General features: G+C 63.0%; 21 protein-coding genes. 11 read left to right on the top strand and 10 right to left on the bottom strand.

Annotation, left to right across the window (positions count from 1 at the left end; genetic code table 11):
• Positions 1 to 131 precede the first annotated feature (131 nt).
• The gene (locus tag ACSSVQ_RS05350) at positions 132 to 596 is read left to right on the top strand and encodes a GNAT family acetyltransferase (RefSeq protein ID WP_454181265.1); all 465 of its coding nucleotides are present in this window, start codon (positions 132 to 134) and stop codon (positions 594 to 596) included.
• Between the two features lie 3 nt (positions 597 to 599).
• Here ACSSVQ_RS05350 and ACSSVQ_RS05355 read toward each other — a convergent pair whose 3' ends face one another.
• Complete coding sequence (locus ACSSVQ_RS05355; protein ID WP_454181267.1) at positions 600 to 1,373, bottom strand: helix-turn-helix transcriptional regulator; 774 nt, start codon at positions 1,371 to 1,373, stop codon at positions 600 to 602.
• A 170-nt stretch (positions 1,374 to 1,543) separates the two neighbouring features.
• Between ACSSVQ_RS05355 and ACSSVQ_RS05360 the strand changes: the two genes are divergently transcribed.
• Positions 1,544 to 1,948, top strand: a complete 405-nt coding sequence (locus tag ACSSVQ_RS05360; protein ID WP_293326108.1) for a tautomerase family protein — start codon at positions 1,544 to 1,546, stop codon at positions 1,946 to 1,948.
• Between the two features lie 16 nt (positions 1,949 to 1,964).
• Here the strand turns inward: ACSSVQ_RS05360 and ACSSVQ_RS05365 are convergent, their stop codons facing one another.
• The gene (locus tag ACSSVQ_RS05365; RefSeq protein WP_454181269.1) at positions 1,965 to 2,771 is read right to left on the bottom strand and encodes an SOS response-associated peptidase; all 807 of its coding nucleotides are present in this window, start codon (positions 2,769 to 2,771) and stop codon (positions 1,965 to 1,967) included.
• A gap of 23 nt (positions 2,772 to 2,794) precedes the next feature.
• Here ACSSVQ_RS05365 and ACSSVQ_RS05370 point away from each other — a divergent pair, with 23 nt between their 5' ends.
• The 3 genes from ACSSVQ_RS05370 (at position 2,795) to ACSSVQ_RS05380 (ending at position 4,623) form a co-directional block, all read left to right on the top strand.
• Positions 2,795 to 3,283 (top strand): Fur family transcriptional regulator, encoded by a 489-nt coding sequence (locus tag ACSSVQ_RS05370; protein WP_454181271.1) that lies wholly within the window; start codon positions 2,795 to 2,797, stop codon positions 3,281 to 3,283.
• Positions 3,284 to 3,431: 148 nt separating this feature from the next.
• Positions 3,432 to 3,803, top strand: a complete 372-nt coding sequence (locus ACSSVQ_RS05375) for a hypothetical protein (protein WP_454181273.1) — start codon at positions 3,432 to 3,434, stop codon at positions 3,801 to 3,803.
• Between the two features lie 37 nt (positions 3,804 to 3,840).
• Entirely contained in the window at positions 3,841 to 4,623 is a 783-nt protein-coding gene (locus ACSSVQ_RS05380) for an SDR family NAD(P)-dependent oxidoreductase (protein WP_293326098.1), read from the top strand.
• 49 nt (positions 4,624 to 4,672) lie between these two features.
• Here the strand turns inward: ACSSVQ_RS05380 and ACSSVQ_RS05385 are convergent, their stop codons facing one another.
• Both ACSSVQ_RS05385 and ACSSVQ_RS05390 read right to left on the bottom strand, forming a co-directional pair.
• Positions 4,673 to 5,020: a winged helix-turn-helix domain-containing protein gene (locus ACSSVQ_RS05385; RefSeq protein WP_454181275.1), complete on the bottom strand. Its 348-nt coding sequence runs from the start codon at positions 5,018 to 5,020 to the stop codon at positions 4,673 to 4,675.
• Positions 5,021 to 5,060: 40 nt separating this feature from the next.
• Positions 5,061 to 6,239 carry a PQQ-dependent sugar dehydrogenase gene (locus tag ACSSVQ_RS05390; RefSeq protein WP_454181277.1) on the bottom strand — a complete coding sequence of 393 codons (1,179 nt, stop codon included), beginning with the start codon at positions 6,237 to 6,239 and terminating at the stop codon, positions 5,061 to 5,063.
• Between the two features lie 168 nt (positions 6,240 to 6,407).
• Between ACSSVQ_RS05390 and ACSSVQ_RS05395 the strand changes: the two genes are divergently transcribed.
• Together ACSSVQ_RS05395 and ACSSVQ_RS05400 are read left to right on the top strand one after the other, a co-directional pair.
• The gene (locus tag ACSSVQ_RS05395) at positions 6,408 to 6,773 is read left to right on the top strand and encodes a TIGR02301 family protein (protein WP_454181279.1); all 366 of its coding nucleotides are present in this window, start codon (positions 6,408 to 6,410) and stop codon (positions 6,771 to 6,773) included.
• Between the two features lie 146 nt (positions 6,774 to 6,919).
• Positions 6,920 to 7,216, top strand: a complete 297-nt coding sequence (locus tag ACSSVQ_RS05400; RefSeq protein ID WP_293326086.1) for a hypothetical protein — start codon at positions 6,920 to 6,922, stop codon at positions 7,214 to 7,216.
• A 91-nt stretch (positions 7,217 to 7,307) separates the two neighbouring features.
• On the opposite strand, the gene ACSSVQ_RS05405 is transcribed toward ACSSVQ_RS05400, so the two are convergent.
• The 4 genes from ACSSVQ_RS05405 to acuI form a co-directional block, all read right to left on the bottom strand.
• A complete protein-coding gene (locus ACSSVQ_RS05405; RefSeq protein WP_454181281.1) occupies positions 7,308 to 8,870 on the bottom strand; it encodes an acetolactate synthase large subunit in 1,563 nt (520 codons plus the stop codon).
• 39 nt (positions 8,871 to 8,909) lie between these two features.
• A complete protein-coding gene (locus ACSSVQ_RS05410) occupies positions 8,910 to 9,557 on the bottom strand; it encodes a LysE family translocator (protein WP_293326081.1) in 648 nt (215 codons plus the stop codon).
• A 25-nt stretch (positions 9,558 to 9,582) separates the two neighbouring features.
• A complete protein-coding gene (locus ACSSVQ_RS05415) occupies positions 9,583 to 11,430 on the bottom strand; it encodes an AMP-binding protein (protein WP_293326078.1) in 1,848 nt (615 codons plus the stop codon).
• A gap of 104 nt (positions 11,431 to 11,534) precedes the next feature.
• A complete protein-coding gene (acuI, locus tag ACSSVQ_RS05420; RefSeq protein WP_293326075.1) occupies positions 11,535 to 12,527 on the bottom strand; it encodes an acrylyl-CoA reductase (NADPH) in 993 nt (330 codons plus the stop codon).
• A gap of 335 nt (positions 12,528 to 12,862) precedes the next feature.
• Here acuI and ACSSVQ_RS05425 point away from each other — a divergent pair, with 335 nt between their 5' ends.
• Complete coding sequence (locus tag ACSSVQ_RS05425) at positions 12,863 to 13,123, top strand: usg protein (protein WP_454181284.1); 261 nt, start codon at positions 12,863 to 12,865, stop codon at positions 13,121 to 13,123.
• Between the two features lie 92 nt (positions 13,124 to 13,215).
• Complete coding sequence (locus tag ACSSVQ_RS05430; protein WP_454181286.1) at positions 13,216 to 13,503, top strand: GIY-YIG nuclease family protein; 288 nt, start codon at positions 13,216 to 13,218, stop codon at positions 13,501 to 13,503.
• A gap of 81 nt (positions 13,504 to 13,584) precedes the next feature.
• Here the strand turns inward: ACSSVQ_RS05430 and ACSSVQ_RS05435 are convergent, their stop codons facing one another.
• Complete coding sequence (locus ACSSVQ_RS05435; protein ID WP_454181288.1) at positions 13,585 to 14,925, bottom strand: dihydroorotase; 1,341 nt, start codon at positions 14,923 to 14,925, stop codon at positions 13,585 to 13,587.
• Between the two features lie 51 nt (positions 14,926 to 14,976).
• Complete coding sequence (locus tag ACSSVQ_RS05440; RefSeq protein ID WP_454181290.1) at positions 14,977 to 15,939, bottom strand: glycosyltransferase family 9 protein; 963 nt, start codon at positions 15,937 to 15,939, stop codon at positions 14,977 to 14,979.
• A 164-nt stretch (positions 15,940 to 16,103) separates the two neighbouring features.
• On the opposite strand from ACSSVQ_RS05440, the gene ygfZ reads away from it, so the two are divergent.
• Positions 16,104 to 17,045, top strand: coding sequence for a CAF17-like 4Fe-4S cluster assembly/insertion protein YgfZ (gene ygfZ, locus ACSSVQ_RS05445; RefSeq protein WP_454181292.1), 942 nt, complete (start codon positions 16,104 to 16,106; stop codon positions 17,043 to 17,045).
• Positions 17,032 to 17,625, top strand: coding sequence for a DNA-3-methyladenine glycosylase I (locus ACSSVQ_RS05450; RefSeq protein ID WP_454181294.1), 594 nt, complete (start codon positions 17,032 to 17,034; stop codon positions 17,623 to 17,625). The genes ygfZ and ACSSVQ_RS05450 overlap by 14 nt, the downstream gene beginning before the upstream one ends.
• The last annotated feature ends 128 nt before the right edge of the window (positions 17,626 to 17,753 follow it).

Raw genomic sequence — 17,753 nt, forward strand, 5'->3', positions numbered from 1 at the left:
CCCGGCGGCGCATGGTCACCTAATTATAGGGTAGGACAGCCCTGGGCGCGACTGCGCTAAATCCATGCGGCCGGACCGGACTTTCATGTTAGCTTCACGCGCTTTCCCGGATCGCCTTACGGAGAAAGCGAATGACCGAAAAACGGCCCGAAACCGCCCCCGAAACGTCCAGTGCGGAGGACTTTACCCTCCGCGACGCGACCATCCGCGACGCCGCCGCCCTCGATGCATTATGGCAGGCGACGGGCCTCACCCGTCCATTCAACGATTCACATCAGGACATTGGCTTTGCCCTGGCCGGCCCTGCCTCGACCATTCTCGTCCTGGAACGCGAGGGCCGGCTCGGCGCCAGCGTCATGCTGGGCCATGACGGACACCGCGGCGCGGTCTATTACGTCTCGGCCGATCCCGCGTTCCGCCATCTGGGTCTCGGTACCCGCATCATGCGGGCGGCGGAAGATTGGCTGAAAGCGCGGGGCGTCTGGAAATTGAACCTCATGATCCGGCCCGACAATGAGGGTGTGCGGGCCTTTTACGAGACGCTCGGCTATGAGGTCGAAGAGCGCATCGTCATGTCGCGGCGCCTCAAGGACTGAGGCTCAAACCGGCGTATAGATGACGAGTTTCAGCGCCGGATCGTCATTGGCCTGAAAGCTCGCATATTCGAAACTCAATACGCCCTTTTCCGGGTGGTGCAGCACCTTGCGACCGGCCGCACCATGGCGGATGTCATGCGCCTCCCACCATTGCACGAATTCGGGGCTTCCCTCCCGCAGCCGCGCCAGCAGGTCCACGAAAGCGGGGTCGCCCGCCCAGAGATCATGCGTGGCGCGAAATTCCGCCACCATACGCTTGGCCTCCCCCTCCCAGCTCTTGCCGAAAAGGCGACGCGTCTCGGGGTTGGTCAGCATACCGATCAGGATGTTCCGATCCTGAGGCGCATGGCCCGAAAAGGCGAACAGCTCGTCCGCCGCCTCGTTCCAGGCCAGCACATCCCAACGCCGCCCGGTGACATAGGCCGGCTTGTTCAATCCCTCCACGGCACGCCTGACCGTCAGCGGCAGTTTTTCGGGCGCGAATGCCGGCTGTCCCCCGTTCCGGGTCAGGTCCCGCAAATGTGCGTGTTCGTCCTTGCCGAGCTGCAGCGCGCGCGCCAGCGCATCGACCGTGGTGACGGAGGGGCTCACCGTCCGGCCCTGTTCGAGGCGGATGTACCAATCGACGCTGATCCCTGCGAGTTCCGCCACTTCTTCCCGCCTCAGCCCCGCCGTCCGGCGGCGTCGCCCCGCGGGCAGGCCCAGCATTTCCGGGCTCAGCCTTTCCCGGCGCGAGCGCAGGAAATTACCCAGTTCGTTCCGGCTGTGGTTTTCCATCCCGTCCTTTTGCATCGGATCGCCTTTCTCGGGGAGGGATTACATAGTCCTAGGATAATACTAGGCCTGAATGCGTTCGGAAAGCGCTGCCATGATGAAGCATCAGGACCGAAAGACGGCCGCCGAAACGGGCCGCGGTCCACCCACTCGAAGTCAGGAAGGATTTTCCCATGCCCCTCATCAATGTCTGGCTGCGCAAGGGCACGACGCCCGAATACCGCAAGGCGATTTCCGACGGCATCCACAAAGCCATGATGGATGTGCTGAAGACTCCGGAAGACGATTATTTCCAGGTCACCGGCGAGCTCGATGCGGAAAACATGATCTTCGATCCGAATTATTTCGGTGTGCCGCGCAGCGAAAAAATGGTCTTCATCCGGTTTTCCTTCAACGCCCGGCCCGCGGCGGTGAAACAGCGGCTCTTCGAGGCGACGGCGGACAATCTCGTGGCCTCTCCGGGCATCAGGCGCGAGGACATCGGCATGTCCATTCTGGAACTCGCACCGGAAAACTGGTGGGCTTACGCCCGCACGGTCGATCCTGACACGGGCACGGATTCCCGCATGTCGGCCTGATCGGGACCGGGAAAACTCAGAAAAGATCCATCTGGTTCGCGTTTGCAGGCTTTTCCTTCGCCTTCGGCGCGGACTGTACCGTTGGCTCGTCCTCAACCTCGTGACGGTCCCACAATGAGGGATCGTCATTCGCGACGCGGTTGATCCGTGTACCGATGGGAACGGCCTCCATGAGATCGTCGGGCGCGGGGCGCAGCAGTTTCTGTGCGTCCCGCGCCTGCGTCTCCGGGGCCAGCCACATTTCCCAATCCCGCTCATCGAGGATCACCGGCATACGGTGATGGATCGGCATCAGCGTTTCATTGGCGTCCGTCGTCACCACGGCGCAGGTGTCGATCTCGCTGCCATCGGCCCCCATCCAGTTGCTGGCAATGGCCGCCATGGCAAAGCTGCCTCCGTCGCGCCGGCGGATGAGAAAAGGCTGCTTCGGCCCGCCGCCTTTCGCTTTCCACTCGTAAAAGGCATCAGCGGGCATCAGGCACCTTCCATGCCGGAAGGCCCCTCGAAAGCTCGGCTTTTCGTCGATCGTATCGGCGCGGGCATTGATAAGGAGGGATTTCGGCGCCTCCTTGGCCCAGGACGGAATGAGCCCCCAACGCATCAGCCGAAAATGCCGCTCGCCCCGCTCCATCGCGACCACCGGCACAGGCTGGGTCGGCGCGATGTTGTAGCGCGCCGGAAAATTGGGCTGCTCCCCATAGCCGAAAAGTTCCTTCATGGCCTTGGGAGGCGTCGTGATTGCAAATCGTCCACACATGACGCGCAGTCTAGGCCGATTCCGGTCCGCTTCGTCAGGCGGCCTCTTCATGTTATATTGTTGCATCGGAGCCTTCCGGAAGGGCGGATATGACCGAGGTAACGGAAACCGCGCCCAAGGCGCATACGTCGCACAATCACCGTGCCTGCGTGGCGGACGCCATGGCGCGCGCGCGGGAGATTTGCGCCGAGCGCGGCGTCAAGCTCACCCCCTTGCGCGAGCAGGTGCTGCAGATCGTCTGGCGCTCGCATAAGCCCATTGGCGCCTATGAGGTGCTGGATACGCTGGCGGCGACCCATAAAGCGGCCCGCCCGCCCACGGTCTATCGCGCGCTCGACTTCCTGATGGCTGAGGGCCTGATCCACAAGATCGAATCGCTCAATGCCTATCTCGGCTGCGCGGATGCCGGCGCGCCGCATAGCGGCCAGTTCCTGATCTGCCGGCAATGCGGCGGGACGGAAGAGATCGTCGATCCGAAGCTCGAACGCGCCCTTGACGCAGCGGCGGCCCATGCGGGCTTCAAGGCCGAGCGCAAAACGGTGGAAATCAAGGGTCTTTGCGCCCGATGTGCCCATTAGGCGACCCCCCGGGCGGATCGTCGTCTCCCACCGTATCGAAGGCCATCTCGGATTGAACGGACGCGCTCATCCGTTAAGATCGCCCCTCATCATGAGGGTCCGGGCAGCCCCGCCGCCGATATACCGGCTTAATTTCTGAGGAGAGACCATGATCCGCCGTACCGCGATGCTTTTCAGCCTCGCCATTGTCATGCTCGCACCTCTCATATCCGCCCCTGCCCGGTCGGCGGAGATCGCGGAGGAATACGCCCCCGGTACACGGTCGGGCCCGTTCGTCGTCACCGATCGCAGCCTCGCCGACCTCGCCGCCGACGGCTATGAGGTCAAGACCGGCTTCGGCCGCGCGCTGATCCTCCAGAAAGAAGCGTCGATCTATTCCTGCGAGGTGCCCCCGGCGCGCAAAACGCTTTCCTATGCCTCCTATTTCGTTTGTTCGGAACTGAAGGAAGCAAGGCCCGGCGCCGGCGAGAACGAAGAACCGGCGGACGACGGCGCAAAAGACGACAACAAGAAAAACTGAATCCCAACCAGAAAAAACAAACCTTCAGGGAGATAACATGACCTACACACCTTTCGATCTTTCAGGAAAGGTCGCGCTCGTCACCGGCGGCAATCGCGGCATCGGGCTCGGCATGGCGGAAGCCATGGCGCAATCCGGCGCGGATATCGCCATCTGGGGCACGAATGAAAGCCGCAACAAGGAAGCGGAAGAAAAGCTCAAGGCCTATGGCGTCAAAGTCTATTCGCGGCAGGTCGACGTTTCCGAAGAGCAGCAGGTCATCGATGGGATCGATGCAACCGTGGCCGAACTCGGCCGTATCGACAGCGTCTTCGCCAATGCCGGTATCGGCTATGGCGCGCCTTCCTTCGTGGAGATGAAAACGGAAGTCTACCGCAAGGTGCTGTCGGTCAATCTCGACGGCGTGTTCTGGACGCTGCGCGAGAGCTGCCGCCACATGGTGGAACGCGCGAAAGACGGCGATGCGGGCGGCTCTCTCGTCGGCATTGCAAGCCTTGCCGCCATCGAGGGCGCGGGCAAGAACGAAGCCTATGCCGCCACCAAGGGCGCCGTCATTTCCATGATCAAGGCCATCGCGGTGGAACATGCCCGCTATGGCATGCGGGCCAATGCCATTCTGCCGGGCTGGATCGCCACCGACATGACGCAGGGCGCGCAGGACAATCCCGCCTTTGGCGAAAAGGTCATCCCCCGCGTGCCCGCGCGCCGCTGGGGCGAGCCGGAAGATTTCGGCGGCATGGCCGTCTATCTCGCCTCGGAAGCGTCGTCCTACATGTCCGGCCAGACGCTCATTATCGACGGCGGCTATTCGATCTTCTGATCGTTCGTTATCGCAAAATGCAAAGGCCGGTCTTCTGGACCGGCCTTTTTTATCGCGCCGTCAATGCGGCCAATTCCTCCATCGCCTGGCCGTTCGCCTCAAGGCTGGCCTTCTCCATGCGGCGATAGAGCGTCACGACTTCGCGGCCCGTTTCGCTTAATGCGGCGCCACCGCCTCCCCCGCCGCCGCGCTGCGTTTCCACCAGCGGCGTACCGAAGCGCTGGTTGAGGTCGTTCACCAGCAGCCAGGCCCGGCGATAGGACATGCCCATCTCCTTTGCCGCCCTGCTGATCGAGCCGCTCTCCTCGATGAGTTCCATCAGCCGGACCTTGCCGACGCCCAGCGCATGTTCGCCCCCCATGTCGAGCCGCAGCGTCAGCCGCATTTCCATTGCCATCGTTTCGGCCCTCATCGGGAAAAGTCGATTACCGTAAGCCTCAATCCGCCTTTGTAATTTTCAGGATCTGCCCGTTGGAACTGTCGGTCAGCACATAGAGCGCGCCATCCGGCCCCTGCTTCACGGCGCGGATGCGCTCGTGGAGCCCCGTCAGCAAATTTTCCGTATGGGTGATCTTCTCGCCTTGATATTCGAGGCGAACGAGGCGCGGTTTGGCGAGCCCGCCGACGAACAGATCGCCCTTCCATTCCGGTATGGCGTCGGAGGTGTAGAAGGCCATGCCGCACACGCCGATCGAGGGTGTCCAGTGATAGATCGGATCGGTCATGCCGGGCGCATGGGCCTCGCCGGTGCCGACCGGCGAGCCGTCATAATTCACACCGAAGGAAACAACCGGCCAGCCATAGTCCCGGCCGGGTTCGATCACATTGATCTCGTCGCCGCCTTTCGGGCCGTGTTCGTCGGCCCAGAGCTTGCCCGTTTTCGGTTCGATGGCCGCGCCCTGCACGTTGCGGTGGCCGTAAGACCAGATTTCCGGCCGGGCATCGCCCTCCGGCCCGCCGTCATCCGCATATGGATTGTCCTTGGGGATACTGCCATCCGGCCAGATGCGGACGATCTTGCCGAGATCGGAATCGAGGTCCTGCGCCTGTCCTCGCACGCTGTCGAAATAGCGCTCGCCCAGCGTGATGAAGAGATGGCCTTTCCGGTCGAATACCAGCCGCGAGCCGAAATGACCGGATCCGTCGACCTTCGGATGCTGCCGGAAAATGACTTTCACATTGCTGAGGCGCGGCTCGTTCATGTCCTCGGCAAGCTTGCCGCGCAGCACCGCCGTGCCGTTCATCCCGTCTTCGCCCGGTTCGGTAAAGCTCAGATAGACGAACTTGTTCTTTTTGAAATCCGGATCGATCGCCACGTCGAGAAGACCGCCCTGCCCTCTCACGTCGATGTCAGGCAAACCGGCCACCGGGTAGGACAGCCCGCCCTCCTTGTCGACGATCCGCAACCGGCCCACGCGCTCGGTCAGCAGCATGCGCCCGTCCGGCAGGAAGGCGAGGCCCCAGGGGTGATCGAGCTCATCGGCGAAGGTTGCGACATGGATTGTCGCCTTTTCCGTATCGATCGTCTTGTCGATCTTGTCTCCCGCCATCACCGGTCCCGCCCCGAAGGTCAGACACAGAATGGCCGTGGCGAAGGCTGTCAGCAGGCGCGGCATGAAAATCTCCAGATTTGGCCCCTCTTCCCATTTGGGGTTCCGCGGGGGCATGGCAAGTCAGCATATTTCCAGACGTGGAAATACCTCAATTCTGCCCCTAAACTGTCATTTCGGGGTGGAGACTGGACCGGCATGTTGCCGCGGACCAGGGCGGGGCTGGAGAAGTCTATGCGTGTGATTTGGATGCTTCTGCTGGCCGCGGGCCTGACGGTTCTGCCGCGGGTTTCCGCCCATGCCGTGCCGCGCGAGATGATGCGGCTCGCTGAAGTGCTTGGCGCCATTCACTATCTGCGTCCTCTGTGCGGCTCGCACGAAGGGCAGAAGTGGCGCAACCAGATGATCCGCATGCTTGATGCCGTCCACACCTCCGGCGATGAGCGGCAGGTCCTGATTTCCCATTTCAATATCTTCTATTACCGCTACCGCGACGCCTATCCGCGCTGCACCGGCAGCGCCGCGCGGGACGCCAATCGTCTGGTTTCCGAAGGCCAGCGCCTTGCCGAGGCTCTCGCCCGGCGTGGCTACGGACGATAGACCGGCTTGTCACAAATTAACCGCACCTTCACGAAGGTCGCGCTTGGCCGCGGGAGTATGCTAGTAATGCAGCAAAGGCCCCTGATTTGCTCCGTGGGCCCCTATCGTAGAGACCGCGCTGCGATTTTCGCGCGGATGAGGACAGAATGGCCGATGATTTTCCAGGCGATCCCCTGGTGAGATTTTACGAAGACGAAGCCGGCGACATGGCCGAACCGCCCGAGGGCGAGCAGCGCCGCCTGGCGCTCCAGAATCTTCTGGATGCCTGGGACGAGACGCTGGGCGAAGGCGTATCGCCGGATATTCTGGCGAGTACGGCCATTTTCGCCGCGCTTTCCGACATGGTGGAAGCCTATGGCGAGGAAGCCGTCGCCGAGATGACCGACGGCCTGTCCGACCGCATCCGCTCGGGCGAATTCACGCTGAACCGCGTCGTGAACTGAGCGCGCTTTTTCAGGAAATCAAAGGCCCGGCCGCCTGATGGCGCCGGGCCTTTTTCTTTTCCGCGGCCGGTTTCCGGCCGCGATAGACCGGTCAGATCATCACTTCGATGAGGCGCGGGCCCTTCTGCTTCATCGCGGAGGAGAACTGTTCGGTGAATTCTTCCAGCGTTTCGGCGCGGCTGGCTTCGACGCCCATGCCCTGCGCAAGGTGCACCCAGTTCAGTTCCGGGTTGTGCAGATCCAGCATGGAGAGCGCCTTGGGGCCGGGGTTTTCCGCGCCCACGCGGGAAAGCTCCACATTCAGGATCGCATAGGACCGGTTGGCGAAGATCACCGTCGTCACATCGAGCTTTTCGCGGGCCTGCGTCCAGAGCGTCTGCAGCGTGTACATCGCGCCGCCATCGCCATGCAGGCAGACGACCTTGCGATCCGAACAGGCGACCGCCGCGCCGGTCGCCACCGGCAGGCCCTGCCCGATCGAGCCGCCCGTGAGCGAAAGATGGTCATGCGGGGCCGCCGACGCCGTTGCGATCATGGAGCCGATACCGGAGGTCGCCGCCTCGTCTGAGATGATCGCGTTTTCCGGCAGGAAATGACCGACCACATGGCCGATGGTGAACTGGTCGAGCTGGCCGTCCGTCAGCTCCGGCTTTTGCGCCGGCGCCACATAGGCGGGCTCCTTCGGCGCGCCCAGCGCCTCGGCCACCGCTTCCAGCGCCTGAACGCCGTCTTCATGGGGATGGGCCAGATAGGAGATGCCGGTTCCTTCCGGCGTGCACCAGCTCGGCTTGCCGGGATAGGCAAAGAACGACACCGGCGGCTTCGCGCCGACCAGCACCAGCTCCTGCACCGGCTCCATGAACTCGACGATCTGCTCGGCGAAATAGGGAATGCGCTCCACGGCAACCCGGCCCGCACCGCGCTGGATGCGGGGCGCGAAGGTGTCGCACATCAGCCGCGCGCCGGTTGCCGCCGCGATCCGGCCCGCCGCGACGAGACCGCGCTCCTTCAGCACCTCGCCACGCAGCAGGATGGCGGCATTCTTGCCGGCCTTTTTCAACGCTTCCACGGCGCGCTTCACCGCGGCATCGGAGACTTCGGACGCCACGCGGCGCGGCAATGCGTCGGCGGGGCCTTCCGCCTCGAGCCAGGCGGTATCGGCGGGCAGGATGAGGGTCGCGATCTGGCCCGGCGCTTCCATCGCGGCCTGCACGGCGCGCGCGCCATCGGCGGCGACCGTTTTGGGGCTCGTCGAGGAATGGATCCAGCCGGAAACGGGACCGGCAAAGCCCTTGATGTCGGAGGAGAGCGGCGCGTCATATTGCGCGTGATAGGTGGCGTGATCGCCGACGATGTTCACAAGCGGGGTCGAGGCGCGTCGCGCATTGTGCAGATTGGCCAGGCCGTTTGCCATGCCGGGCCCGAGATGCAGAAGCGTCGCGGCGGGCTTTTCCGCCATGCGGCCATATCCGTCCGCCGCGCCCGTCACGGCGCCCTCGAACAGGCCCAGCACGGCGCGCATCCCGTCCACCTTGTCGAGGGCGGCCACGAAATGCATTTCCGAGGTACCGGGATTGGAGAAACAGACTTCGACGCCCGAGCCGACCAATGTGCGCACAAGGCTCTCGGCGCCGTTCATTTTTTTCGATGACATTAATCTGCCTCCCTTATTGCCGGTGCATTGCTGCCGGGCTCAAACCAATCCGAAAAGTTTAAAGACCAGACGGCCCAGCACAACCAGGCCGAAAATCGTAATCAGCGCGCCGGACACATGGTTCACCTTTTCCAGCATGTGATCGTTCATGCGTTTGCGGAAATAGGCAACGAAGCCCGAGACGCAGCACCACCACAGAACGGACCCCGCCATGACGGACGCGACCACCGTGGCGGCGTGGCCATAATCCTCGCCCTTGCTGGCGAGCCCCGCTATGCCGCCGAAAATGGCGATGAAGCCGAGCATGGTGGCAGGGTTCGTAATGGTCAGCGCGAATGTGGTGCCGAATACCTTGGCAAGCGCCGTGGCGGCCTTGTCGTTTTCCTGTGATTCCAGTTGCGGATGGGAAAAGAAGGTCCGCAAGCCCATCAGCACGAGAAAGAGACCGCCGGCGAGCTGAAGATAGATTTCAAAGCGGACGACGAGATCGATCACGGCGGTGAGGCCGAAGCCCGCGATGACGGCGAAGATCGCATCGCCCGTCGCCGCGCCGCCGCCCGACAGAAAGCCGTTCAGCCAGCCGAAATGCAGCGTCCGTCTGATGACGATGAGGTTTACCGGTCCGATCGGAGCCGCCACCGCCATGCCGATGGCTATGCCGTTGGCAATCAGACCGAAATCAATCATACCCGTCCCCGAAACGCATGCCTGCTCACTTACCGACCACCAAGACATCATTGCCGGGCGGTTCGGCATAGAGTTTTTCCACCAGATCGGCGCGGCGTGACAGCGCAGTCGCCTGGTTGATATAGCCCTTGTCGGTCAGTTCGCCCGCATCGATGCTCGGCGGCTCTACCATCAGCAGGGCGCGCGAGACGCGCGTGCTCGAGCCGGGATGGCCCGCATTGTGCTCGCGCAAGCCCTCCGCCAGTTGCTCCAGCACAGCCGGGTGGCGAACGAGATCTTCCACCGCCATCTCCGGATCGCCCGCCACATTGCGGCAGGCCGGAATGTTGGGGAAGCCGAGGATACCGATATAGTCGCGGTCGAGACCGGCGATCAGCGCGTCCTGCAGGATACCGTTGGAGGCGCCCACCGCCTGCACGCGCAGCTTGCCTGCGCTTACCCATGTGCCGGTGGAGAGTTTGAAGTCCTCCGCCACGCGGCCGTCGAAGACGAGGCCTTCCATCGGATTGTCCGGGTTCACGAAGCGCGCGCCGTCGCCGAGGCGGTAGAAGCCCTCTTCGTCATAGGCTTCCGCGGTCTTTTCCGGGTTCTTGTGATAGCCGGGCGTGATGCAATCGCCACGCACGCGGACTTCCATCTTCTGTCCCGTGGGCGCGAGCTTCAGCTCGATACCGGGCAGCGGCAGCCCCAGAAGCCCCATGCGCTCGGTCGGCCAATGCACATTCATGATCGTCGGCGCGGTTTCCGTCGCTCCGTAACCGGAGGAAAACACGATCCGCTCGCCGGTCGTGCGAAGTGCCACGTCCTGCATGCGGTTGTAGATATCCTGGCTCAATGCCGCGCCGCCATAGGCAAGCGAGCGCAGACGCGAGAAGAAGTTCTTCGCCAGCGCGTCGTCGCTTTCCAGCGCATCCACCAGCAACGGATAGGCCGCGGGCACGTTGGAATAGGCGGTCGGGGCGACCTCGCGCAGATTTGCCACCGTCTCCTCGAACTGGCCGGGCACGGGGCGACCGCCATCGATGTAAAGCGTACCGCCCGATGTCAGCGTGTTGTTGAGGATCGCATTGCCGCCGAAGCAATGGTTCCAGGGCAGCCAGTTCAGCAGCACGCCCGGCTCGTCGTCCTCATGCTCCCGCTGTACACTGCGTGGCATCACCGCGTTGACGCGCATCATGCGCTGCGTGGTGATGACGGCTTTGGGCATGCCGGTGGAGCCGGAGGTGAAGAGATATTTCGCGACTTCATCGTCATGCTGCGTCTCGAAACGGGCCTCCGCTTCCGCACCGGGGCGCGTCGCCAGAAGTTCCGCGAAAGGCGTACCCATCGAGCCGTCCACGGTCACGAGTTCCACCCCGTCCAGCGGCAGCGCGGCCAGCGCGCGCTCGAAGGGCGCGGATTCCTGCATGAAGATCATTTTCGGTTCGACGAGGTCGAACACATATTTGAGCTTTTCGAAATCGGTGCTGATCGTCGAATAGGACGGCGAGACCGGCGTTGCAGGAGCCCCGGCGAGGATCGCGCCATAGCTCATCAGCGCATGCTCGATGGAATTGCCCGACAGGATCATCACCGGCGTCGACTGGTCGAAGCCGCGATCGATCAGCGCCTGTCCGATGGCGAAGACCTTCTTCTCCGCATCCGCATAGGTCAGCAGGTCCCACTCGCCAAAGCCTTCCGTCGAGGGCTTGCGCTTGCCGAGCCAGACGCGCTCGGGCGCGTCCTGTGCCCATTGGCGGATCGGCGAAATCAGGTTGGGCGCAGGATCGCGCAGCGGATGCGGATTGCGCAATATGATCGACCCGTCGTCGCGATGCTCGACGTCGATACGCGGCTCGACATAACGCGGGTCCCTGAATGGCGGCTGAGACATAGACACCGGGTTCCTCCCCCCTCAATTCACATATTGGCGGCGCATAATGACTATGCGCCGCCTTTTTTGTTTTTTGTGCTTATACAGTTTTTCTTTACGCGGCGTCAGGCATTCACGTCGACGACGACGCGCCCGCGCACCTTGCCGGCGAGAATGTCGCCCGCCAGACCCGGCAGATCTTCAAGCTTCGCTTCGCTCGTCATCGCCTCGAGCTTGCGCATGTCGAGGTCGGTGGCGAGCCGACGCCAGGCCATTTCGCGTTTGACCATCGGCGCCATCACGCTATCGATTCCCTGAAGGCGCACGCCGCGCAGGATGAAGGGCGCGACCGAGCCCGGCAGGTCCATGCCTTGCGCCAGACCGCAGGCCGTCACCGTGCCGCCATAGGCGGTCTGCGAAATCGCATTGCAAAGCGTATGGCTGCCGACCGCGTCCACCGCACCGGCCCAGCGCTCCTTGCCAAGCGGCTTGCCGGGTTCGGACAGTTCGTTGCGGTCGATGATCTCCGTGGCACCTAGCCCCTTGAGGTAATCGGCTTCCGAGGCGCGGCCGGTGGAGGCGATCACCTTGTAGCCGAGCTTGGAGAGTATCGAGATCGCGACGCTGCCCACGCCACCCGCAGCGCCGGTAACCAGCACCGGGCCCTTGTCAGGGGTGACGCCGCCATCTTCGATCCCCATCACGCTCAGCATCGCGGTATAGCCCGCCGTGCCGATGGCCATGGCCTGGCTCGTGGTGATGTTGTCGCTCAGCTTCACCAGCCAGTCGCCCGGCACGCGCGCTTTCTGTGCGTAGCCGCCATGATGGCCTTCACCCACGCCATAGCCGTTCAGCACCACACGGTCGCCTTCCGAAAAGCCTGCATGGCGCGACGCCGTGACGGTGCCCGCAAAGTCGATGCCCGGGATCAGCGGATATTTGCGGATGATCGGCGCAGCGCCGGTCAGCGCCAGGCCGTCCTTGTAGTTCACGGTCGAATAATCGACGGCGACGGTCACATCGCCTTCCATGAGATCGTCTTCGGTGATTTCGACAAAGTCCGCTTTGGGCGCGTCATCGGTCTTGGAGACCATGAGGGCGCGAAATTTTTCGCTCATTTTCCGTCCTTCATGCGCGTGCAGCGCAATCTTTATGGATTCGGCCCGGCAATCCGGGCCCGAGATGGATTTATAGGGGGACAAACCATCCTAAATCGCTGGCAGGGTCAAGGCGGATGCGCCGCTCGGACCGTGGCGCGGAAAGCGGCGGAAACGCTCGCGGTTCGCCGATCCGGCATGGCGGGCGGCCAGCCTGGCACTCACCAGAGGGATCGAGTGCTAACCACTTGATTCATTTGAATAATTCGAGATTTTTCCAGCTTGTCAAGCTGGCGCGATGCGTCAGGGCTGCTTACGCTTTTGACGTATCCCTGTCACATGAGTGGGTAAGCGCGATGTCGGAATTCAAGCAGATGCTGGATGGCTACCGCCTCGTCACGGCGGAAATTCTCTACCGGATGCCCGATCACCCCACCCTGCTTCAGAGCTATCTCTGGCAGCATTACGACCTCGAGCCGAAATATCCCGAGCTTCAGCGGTTTCTCGACTTCTGGGACCGGGAGCTGGAAGGCCCCATCCATTCGGTGCAGGTCGCCACAAGGCGGCTCATCTCACCCTCGGAAATGCGCCGGGCGGATTTCTATACGGTGCATTGAGCGACGGGTAGCCGGCCGGTCCAAGGCAAAAGGATAAAGGATGATGTCGTCCCGGCACTTGTTGCCGGGACCCATTCGCGGACCAACCGGCAATGACCTACTTTGTGTACATCCTTGCGAGCCGAAAGCACGGAACGCTCTATATCGGCGTGACCAACGATCTGGCGCGGCGTGTCTGGGAGCATCGCATAGGCAAAGGCTCGCATTTTGCCGCCAAATACAAGGTCCACAATCTTGTCTATGTGGAGCCTTTCGGCGAAATCGAAATGGCTATTCAGCGCGAGAAGACGATGAAGGAATGGCCGCGTGCCTGGAAGATACGCCAGATTGAAAAGGATAACCCCGAATGGAACGATCTCTATGACAGCCTGAACCGATAGGCGAGTAGGCCCCGGGAACAAGTCCCGGGGCGACACATCTATTTGTTTTGAGGTCGCATCACGTCAACTCACCACATTCCCTCACACGTGGTGCGGCAGCGTTTCCACGAACTGCACGGGTTCGCCGCGCGCGTCGCCGAGGAGTTCGTCCTCCCACATCACGCGGTGGCCGCGAATGACGGTACCGATGGGCCAGCCCTTCACCTTCATGCCGTTATAGGGCGTCCAGCCGCATTTGGAGACGATCCAGTCATCGGTGATCTCGCGCTCCGCGCCGAGGTCCACGATGGTGAGGTCGGCGTCATAGCCCACCGCGATGCGTCCCTTGCAGGAGATACCGAAAACCCGCTGCGGCCCGGCGCTCGTCAGGTCCACGAAGCGTTCCAGCGTCAGCCGGCCCTCATGCACATGGTTGAGCATGACGGGGACCATGGTCTGCACGCCCGGCATACCAGACGGCGATTTCGGATAGGTCTGTTCCTTTTCCTCGCGCGTATGCGGCGCATGGTCGGTGCCGATCACATCGACAATGCCTGCGCGCAGGCCATTCCACAGCCCGTCGCGATGTTCATGGCCGCGAATGGGCGGGTTCATCTGCGCAAAGGTGCCCAGCGCCTCGTAGCATTCGGGTGCGGCGAGCGTCAGATGCTGCGGCGTCACTTCCACGGTCGCGACATCCTTATGGAGCGCGAGCAGCGGGATTTCACCCGCCGTCGAGATATGCAGCACATGGATGCGCTTGCCCGCCTCGCGCGCCAGCCGCAACAGGCGCTGCGTGCACATATAGGCGGCTTCCGCGTCGCGCCAGACGGGATGCGTATCGACATGGCCGAGCAGCGCCAGCTCGCGGCGCTCGCGCAGGCGGAACTCGTCTTCTGAATGGAACGCGGCGCGGCGCTTGATCGTCTTCAGCACGCGCAGCACGTCCTCGTCCTTTTCCACCAGCAGCGTCCCGGTGGACGAACCCATGAAGACCTTGATGCCGCAGCAACCGGGCTGGCGCTCCAGCTCGGGCAGGATGTCGATATTTTCCGTCGTCGCGCCGCCGTAAAAGGCGAAATCGCACTGCATGCGATGGCGCGCGCGCTTCACCTTGTCGGCCAGCGCGTCCGGGTCGGTCGTGGGCGGTTTCGTGTTGGGCATTTCGAACACGGTCGTCACGCCCCCCATCACGGCTGCATGACCGCCCGTTTCCAGGTCTTCCTTGTGCTCGTTGCCGGGCTCGCGCAGATGGACCTGGGTATCGATCACGCCGGGCAGGATGTGGAGGCCCTTCACGTCGATCGTGTCGGCGGCATCGGCCTGAGACAGGTCGCCGATCGCGGCGATGCGCCCGTCCTTCGTGCCGATATCGGCCCGGTGCCGTCCGTCCTGATTGACGATGGTGCCGCCGCGAAAGATCAGGTCATAGGTGATGCTCACTTGCCTCTCCTCAAACTCGTCCGGTTTCAGATCCGCTTCTCATGCCGTTTCTCAGGCCGTTTGCGGGAAGCGGGCCAGCATCTCGCGCGCGGCCTCTTCGACCATGTCCACGCTGACATCCGTCACGGCGCTCTCCCCGAAATAGGCGTCGCCTTCCTCTGCGATGATTTGATCGCGCGAGCGCTCGCCGCGCAAGGCGCGCGCCCTGTCGTCGCCTTCGCTGCTCCAGGGACCATATTGCGCGTCCGATGTCGGGCCGAAAAGGCCGAGCGTCGGCGTACCCGCCGCCGCCGCGAGATGCATCAGCCCCGAATCATTGCCGACATAAAGCGCGCATCGGGCAAAACAGGCCCCGGTGAGCCCCAGTTCCGCACCCACAAGGTCGATGCGGCGCTCTTCCGGTACCGCCTCGAAAACGGGTTTGCAGATTTCCCCTTCCCCGGGACCGCCCGAAACGAGCAGATAGGCCCCTTCCATCGGGCCGCCGGGCGCGGTGAGGCGTCCGACCAGTTCCGCATAGCGCTCCACCGGCCACATCTTGCGCGGCCAGGCGGCGGTCGGGCCGACGGCCAGCACCTTGCGGCCTTGCGGGATCAGCTTTTCGGCTTCGGCAAGGTCCGCCGCGCCATGCCAGAGGCGAGGATTGGGCGGCGGGTCGAAATCGGCGACCCGCGCATTATGGACCACGCGGTGCAGCGTGTGATCGGCCTTCAGGATGTGGCGCTTTTTCGTCCAGAGAACCCAGGCGGTGGCCGAGCCGCGCAGATCCACCACCAGATCCCAGCGGCGCGGCATAACGGCACCAAGAAGCTTGCGCCAATGGCCGGCGCGCTTTTCCTTTTTCATCGGGATGACGCGTTCGACGCGGGGCGCATTCTCGAAAAGCTGAACCGCCAGCGGCCCGCAGGCGACCCAGAAGGTCGCATCGGGATAACGCTCCATCAGCCCGCCCAGCAGGCCGGTCGACAGCACGGCGTCGCCGATCCGGTTGGAAGTAATAAAGAGAATGCGCAATCCGGCCTCTTTTCGCGTCGGCGATGCCCCTATCGGAAGGGTTGGGCCGTTATAGGTTGCGCTCCGGGGCCTGCCAAGTCTGCACCGGGCCCGCCCTGCCCCTGTAGCATCCGGGCCGCGTCGGGGCCGCCGCCCTCCTTGCGGGGCGCGCCGCCGAAGCCTAAATGTGGACCCTCGTCATTTCACTGCGCTGGAGCCCCATGTCCGCCTCCGAAGAATCCGGCCTCAAAGCGGCAATCCTGCCCGAGCGCGGCGTCCTGCGCCTCTCCGGCCCGGATATGCGCGCCTTTCTGCAGGGTCTCGTCACCAACAATGTAGAGAGCGCGGGCCCCGGCGAAGCCATCTATTCGGCGCTGCTGACGCCTCAGGGCAAATTCCTCTTCGATTTCTTCATCGTGGAAGACGCGGAAGGCTGCTTCCTTCTCGATTGCGAGGCCGAGCGCGCCGCAGCCCTGGCCAAGCGCCTCACCATGTACAAGCTCCGCGCCAAAGTGGAGATCGAGGACCTGACCGAGAGCCATTGCGTCGCGGCGCTCTGGGACGGCGAGGCGGCGGCAACCGCCCCGGATGAGGGCACTCTCTTCCCCGATCCGCGCCTTGCCGCGCTCGGCACGCGGGCAATCCTGCCGCGCGAAGACGTGGCGGGCTTCATCGCCTCCATAGGCGCGGAGGAAGCCACGCCAGAGGCATGGCACCGTCACCGCATTCTGTTGGGCGTGGGCGACGCCACATATGATTTCGAAGCTGAAAAGAGCTTCCCGCTGGAGCTCAATCTCGATGAGCTGCACGGGATCGACTTCAAGAAGGGCTGTTATGTCGGTCAGGAAGTGACGTCGCGCACCAAAAGGCGCGGCAGCGTGCGCAAGCGGCTCCTGCCTTGCGCGGTCAAAGGCGCGATGCCCGCGCCCGGAACGCCGGTGAAGGCGGGGACGCGCGAGGTCGGAACGGTTTTTTCCGGCGATAGAAAGACCGGGCGCGTCCTGGCGCTCCTGCGTCTCGACCTTCTCTCCGGCCAGACGCTCGACGCGAATGATGCGACGCTCGTGCCGGAAGTGCCGGATTGGGCGGGTTTTTCGCTGGAGGACAGCGCGAATGCCGACGAGTGACGCCTCGGGCCGATGTCCCTGGCCGGGCAACGACCCGTTCTACATCGCCTATCACGACGAGGAATGGGGCGTCCCGGAATATGACGACCGGGCGCTATTCGAGAAACTCGTCCTCGACGGCTTTCAGGCGGGGCTTTCCTGGATCACCATTCTTCGCAAGCGCGAAGCGTTTCGTGAGGCGTTCGACGGCTTCCAGCCGGAGAAAATCGCGCGCTACACGCCCAAACGCGTCGAGAAGCTTCTCGGCAATGCGGGGATCGTTCGCCATCGCGGAAAAATAGAAGCGACGATCTCCAATGCGCAATCCTGGCTGGAGATTATGGAGCGTGATGGCGGCTTCTCGGATTTCCTGTGGTCGTTCGTGGACGGTGTGCCTCAGGTCAACCGCTTCAAACGCTTCTCGGACGTGCCGGCGGAAACGGAGATGAGCCGGAAAATGTCGAAAGCGCTGAAACAGGAAGGTTTTCGGTTTTGCGGTCCGACCATCGTCTATGCGTTCTCGCAAGCGGTCGGCATCGTGAACGATCATCTCGTCACCTGTCCGCGTCACGATGCGTGTGTGCAGCTTGCACGCAAATAATCACTGTGCCGCAGTGATTTCTCCACACATCTTTTGACGCAATCACTCTTCCGCCACAATCTCGGCACATACGGGCCAAACTACGCTTGTACCGATTGGGCCTTCACCGATTTGCGGAGGGCTCCCAA

The organism is Parvibaculum sp. MBR-TMA-1.3b-4.2, from assembly GCF_053628815.1.